We start from the raw sequence: 5521 nt of genomic DNA, 5'->3' as shown, positions 1-5521 counted from the left end.
CGGGCCTCCACGGAATGCTGACCGCCGCGAACCCGGTCGAGGAAGCTCACCCGCACCCGGTCGGGCCGGTCCTGGGTAACGCCGGTGACCTCGACATCACCTCGCAAAGCGACGTCGGGATACCTCTTGAGGTTTACCCGCATCATCGCCTCCAGCTCGGGCTGGTCGAACATGTTCATCTGGGGATAGCCGTTGGCGCTCGGCTGAGGGCTGCGCTTCAACTCCGCCAGCACCCGCATGTCCGTGTCGAGCAGGCGCAGTCCGAGCCCGGGCCGACGGTGTGCGGCAAACTCGTCGCCCACCCCGACGCGAGTCAGGATGCGGTAGATCTCGTCGTCCGCGTGCACCGCCCGCGGCAGCGGGTAGACAGTCTCGTGGCGATCCAGCATCAGACACGAGATGCCTTGCTGGGCTAGCATCGTCGCTGCGGTCATGCCGGTCGGACCGGCACCGATGACGATCACCGGCACGTAGTCCGGCAGCGAGGCCGGAGTGCCGTTGGACTGTGCGTTCATGCGTAAACCACCTTGTTCCGTTGCGTGCCGAGATTGATGGCGCCGTCGTCGGTGGCCACTGTGGCCTCCATGACGTCACCGTCGTGCAGGTACTTCGGGTTCTTTGCCTGAGCGGCAAGGAATGCCGCCATATCCATTTGGTGCGGGTTTTCGATTCCGCGTGCGGTGATCGCGGTGCCGACCGGGGTGCCGGTGAGCACGATGTCGCCGGCGTCGAGCTTCTGGAACTTCGCGAGCGTCTGCAGTGCCTGCACCGGCGAGTAGAGCATGTCGCCCTCGACAACCATGTTCTGGCGCACCTCGCCGTTGACCCGCAACTGCACCCGCAGGTCACCAAAGCGCTTGAGCTCATCGGCATCCACCAGGACCAGCGTCGGACCGACCGGGGTGAACGTCGGATACGACTTCGACTCGTAGAACTGGGCTTTCGTCATCTGCACGTCGCGCGCCGACACGTCGTTGGTCACCAACAGCCCGTGGACGAATTCGGCCAGGTTGGCCTCGGTCACCTCGCTGCCCACCGGCAGCTCGCGCCCGATCAGCAGACCGATCTCCACCTCGTAGTCCAGCAGTCGCACGTGGGTGGGTTTGACGATGTCGTCGAACGGACCCGTGACGGAACCGGATGCCTTGCGGAAGAAGGTCAGCGGCGTCTTGGCGGGGTCGCGGCCGACGTCCCGCACGTGCGAAGCGTAGTTGGTGGCTTGAGCCACCACCCGGCACGGCGTCGTGACCGGCGACAGCAGCTGGAGGTTTTCCACCGGTACGGTGTCGGTGGAGTGTGCGGCGGCGTCGATGGCCGCACGGTTAGCCAAAACCTCCGCGGTGGTGGCGGCGTCGGTGGGGATGCGGGCGGCGCCGCTCGGGGTCTGCACCCACCACGCGTCGGCGGTGCGCAGGATTGAGACGGTCATTTGAGGATCCTTACTTTCTTTGTGTTGGTTGGTTGGCGTTAGGAATTGGCTACGTTGAACAGGCCGCGCAGTGCGGACATGTCGAATTCGTTGTCGTGACGGAGCGCGTCGATCATCAGAGCGACTTCGCGTGCGGTCTCGACGGGTGTGCCGACGCCCAGAAAGTCCTTACTCGGCGGGGGGCCCCACTGGTACAGGCCCGAGGCCGTCAACGGCGCCCAGCCGGGCTCCAGAGTGTTGTCAAACATGTCACCGTCGGCGAAGTGCTCGACCAGGAAATCACCCTCCGGGTCGCGCCAGTAGTCGAAGATCTGGCTGCCCTGGATGTGGCGGCCGATTCCCCAGGAGCGGGAATATCCTTGCTCGCCCAGGAATTCACCGCCGGCGGCCAGCGCGTCGAGGTCACTGACCTGATACGCCGAGTGTACGTAGCGGTTGGCCGGACCCAGTGCCATCGCCAGCGTGTGATGATCGGCGGGGGTGGATCCGCGGTCGCAGCGGATGAAGCTCATGATCGGTCCGCGCTCACGCTGGCCTGGGTAAAAGCAGAAGTCGCTCACGATCAATCCCAGGTGGTCCAGGTACCAGTTAAGTGCCTCAATGTATTTGGTGGTTTGCAGCACGATGTGCCCCAGCCGCTGCACATTGGTCGGCACCCGGGGGGGCCGTTGGGTCGAGTTGGACCGGACGACGTCGCGGCTTGCGCCGAAGTTGAACACGTGCGGTTGCTGCGTGGGCAGTGCCGGCAGCTCATGGGTGCCCGAAACCACCCGCAACGGAACGCCGCTGGGGTCAACCAGGTCAACCGTCACGCCGCCAAGTGTGTCCGGCAGCGGGTACACGGTGGCCCCCGTCGCGTCGGCCAACCGCACCAAGTCGGACTGGTCGGCGGCGACAAAGGCGGGGCCGACGAACCGCGAACGCTGGCCGCGGCGGATCAGAACACACGGCGCGCCCGGGTCGCTGCCACGCAGGTGCAGCTCCGTGTCGGTGCGCAGCGTGACGCTGAATCCGAACGACCGCGCGAACGCCTCCGCCTTGTTTAGGTCCGGCTTCTCGAACTCCAGCCAGATGACGTCGTGGACCTTGATGAGTGGGTTCGCCGAGCGCCCCGGGTGCTCGCCCCGCAGCGCTCCATCCTCGCTGTGCAGCCCGTTGTGGGCGCCGATGATTTGGTCAGTCATTGCTCGCTCCTAAAACAAAATCGACGGACGGCATGATGGTCCTTCTCTGAAAGGCATCTCATGCCATGGCCTTCGGCGGAACCAGCTTCCGCGTACCGGATTCACCAGTAAGCATGCCGCCGCTGGGACGGTATGTCGTTGTGGCTGACGGCAATACGTCGTTGCGGCTGACGGCAATAGCCATACCCTGCTAGCAGGTATGCGACATTCTGACGAATCGTCAGATCGAGACGCCGACAGCGCGTCAGTCCGAGAGAATGCCCGGACCATCCCACGTCCACCTAAGGTTTCGACATTTGGCTCTACGGCGACGAATTAGGTTGCGGCAGAGTCGGTGCGGTAACTCCCGGAATTATCTTCCGTTCGTTTCGTGCGGGATGGTGATATCAAGCGATGTCCCGCCTCCCGGCGGACTGGCGACGTGCATGCGGCCACCAAGCACCTCGATGCGGTCCTTGAGGCCGATGAGCCCGGAGCCCTTGCCCCAGTTGGCCCCGCCGATGCCGTCGTCCGCGATGAAGAGGTTCAGGCTGTCGTCGCTATCGCGCGCCCGCAGCTTCACTACCGAAGCCTGAGCGTGCTTTGCGGCGTTGGCCAGCGCCTCTGCGACGACGTAGTACGCGGCGACCTCAACGGACTCGGGCAACAGCTGTTCGATCGCGACATCGAGGTCGACAGGCACCGCCGAGCGGCGGGCCAGCGCCTTGAGCGCCGCGGGAAGCCCCCCCGTTGACAGGATCGCTGGGTGTATGCCGCGGGAGATCTCCTGCAGCTCGTTGGACACGTCGGTCAATCCGGAAACCGCCGCCGACAGTTCGTGTTTCAGCTCATCCCATCCGGGTGGCACCGACTCCTCTGCCAGGCGAAGTTTCAGTCCCAGCGAGACCAGCCGTTGCTGAGACCCGTCGTGGATATCGCGCTCCAGGCGACGGCGAGCGTCATCGGCGGCGGCCACGATCCTGGCCCGCGAGGCGATCAGCTCCGCTCGCGTGGTCGCGGCCGCGATCGCCGTTGCCACCAGCTCGGCGAACTCGGCGATACGTTCCTCGGTGTCCGGCGGCAATGGGTCGGCTTGCGTGGTGGCGACGACGGCGATTCCCCACACTCGCTCATCCACCACAATCGGTGCGCCGACCCGCGAGCGGATACCTAACTCGCGAACACGGTCAGCGAGGGGTCCCGCGGCGCCCTCCCAACTGTCCATCCGGGCGGACTGTCGGGTCCGCAGCACCATGGCGGCGATGTTGTCCCCCTCGACGCTGAGACGTTCACCCAATAGGAGGTGCGGCGCACCCGGCGTCGCGTAGGAGGCGACAACGACGATCGCCGCGCCGTCGTTCTCGTAGCGCAGCACCTCGGCATTACCCACACCGAAGCAACCGGCCATCTCCTCGGCCACCGCGCACAACACCTCGGACTGGCTGACCCCGCGCGCGACCAAGGTAGCGACGCGCCGCAACGCGGCCTGCTGCCGGGCTAGCACGCTGAGGTTGTCGGCGAGTTCACTCAGACTGTCGCGGCTGGCCTGTAGTTGAGCCCTGGTGGCGGCGTTGGCGATTGAGGTTGCCACCAAGTCCGCAAAATCGGCCATACGCGCCTCGGTGTCGGCCGGCAACAGACCGGTCCGCGACGCCACGGCAAGAACGCCCCACACGTGTGCCCCAACAACGATGGGGACGCCCGCCATGGATTGAATGCCAAGCTCGCGGATGAACTCGGCCGTCGCACCCGCTGCGTGCTGGTGGCTGTCCATCCGGGCTGGCCGGCCGGTGCGCCGGATAATCGGCGCGATGTGGTCGCCCTCTAGGAGAAACCGCTGACCAGGTACGGGCAGGTTGGGCAAATCCAGCTCGGGTCGTCCAACAGCCTCGATCACGATGGCGTCTCCATCGAACCGGCCTACATTCGCGTTGTAGGCGTCCAAATAGCTGGCCACTTCCTCGGCTACGGCTTTGAACACTTGGTGAGGCTCGGCCTCGCTGGCTACCAGTTCGGCGACCCGTCGCAATGCGGTCTGCTGCCCTGCGAGCTGATGCAGGCTATCGCGGCTGGCCTGCAGGTCGGCCCTGGTGGCCGCATTCGCGATGGAGGTGCTTACCAGCTCGGCGAAGTCGGCCATGCGCGCTTCGGTGTCAGGCGGCAGCGGCTCGGTCTGGGACGCCACGGCAAGAACGCCCCACACGTGTGCTCCGACAACGATGGGCACGCCGACCATGCATCGCACACCTATGTCGCGGATGCGCGCGGCCGAAGCGCCCGCGGCATGGTCGTGGCTGTCCATTCGGGCGGGCTGGCCGGTTCGCCGGATTATCGGGCCGATGTGGTCGCCGGTCAGGGGGAACCGCTCACCAATCGCCGGGGGGTTCGGCAGCCCCGGCTCAGCGCGCCCAACGGCCTCGATAACAATTGCATCGCCGTCGAACCGGGCAATTGATGCGTTGTGAACGTCCAGGCAGTCGGCGGTTTCCTCGGCCACGGCCGTGAACACCTGGCGAGGCTCTACCTCGCGCGCCACGAGTTCCGCTACCCGGCGCAACGCCGTCTGCTGTCGAGCCAACTGCCGCAGGCTGTCACGGCTGGCATCTAGCTGTTCGCGCGCGGCCGTATTGGCGAGCGCGGTCGCTACGAGGTCGGCAAAATCCGCAACGCGCGTCTCGGTGTCGGACGACAGCGGTACCGGTCCCGCGGATGCGGCAGTGATAGCCCCCCATACCCGGCCGTCGACTACGACCGGCACGCCGAGTTTCGTACCGACGCCCGCGTCGGGGCATTCTTCGCGCGCGGGCTGGCCGCTGCTGCATACCGCCGCCAGGATGCGGTCGCCGGCTACCGCGACGGGAGTCCCGACAGCAAGGGTCGGCATGCCCGGATCGTGCGGGGCGGCGAGAACTGTAGCGGTCCGGTCGTC

General features: G+C 66.0%; 4 protein-coding genes. All 4 read right to left on the bottom strand.

Annotation, left to right across the window (positions count from 1 at the left end; all coding sequences use genetic code 11):
- A partial coding sequence (locus JOZ00_RS09940) for an FAD-dependent monooxygenase (protein ID WP_293343211.1) occupies positions 1 to 515 on the bottom strand: 515 nt, incomplete at its 3' end.
- A complete protein-coding gene (locus JOZ00_RS09935; RefSeq protein WP_293343208.1) occupies positions 512 to 1429 on the bottom strand; it encodes a fumarylacetoacetate hydrolase family protein in 918 nt (305 codons plus the stop codon). The genes JOZ00_RS09940 and JOZ00_RS09935, both read right to left, overlap by 4 nt.
- A gap of 38 nt (positions 1430 to 1467) precedes the next feature.
- Positions 1468 to 2613: a VOC family protein gene (locus JOZ00_RS09930; RefSeq protein ID WP_293343206.1), complete on the bottom strand. Its 1146-nt coding sequence runs from the start codon at positions 2611 to 2613 to the stop codon at positions 1468 to 1470.
- 352 nt (positions 2614 to 2965) lie between these two features.
- Positions 2966 to 5521 (bottom strand): GAF domain-containing protein (locus tag JOZ00_RS09925; protein WP_293343203.1); only part of this gene is annotated, 2556 nt, incomplete at its 5' end.

It is taken from the genome of Mycobacterium sp., from assembly GCF_019243155.1.
Classification (GTDB): Bacteria; Actinomycetota; Actinomycetes; order Mycobacteriales; family Mycobacteriaceae; genus Mycobacterium.
The sequence above is the reverse complement of the archived record's forward strand: the minus strand, read 5'-3'. Positions and strand labels throughout refer to the sequence as shown.

Coding starts and splice junctions, on each gene's coding strand:
- JOZ00_RS09930 (WP_293343206.1), bottom strand. CDS start 2,613: ATGACTGACCAAATCATCGGCGCCCACAACGGGCTGCACAGCGAGGAT.
- JOZ00_RS09935 (WP_293343208.1), bottom strand. CDS start 1,429: ATGACCGTCTCAATCCTGCGCACCGCCGACGCGTGGTGGGTGCAGACC.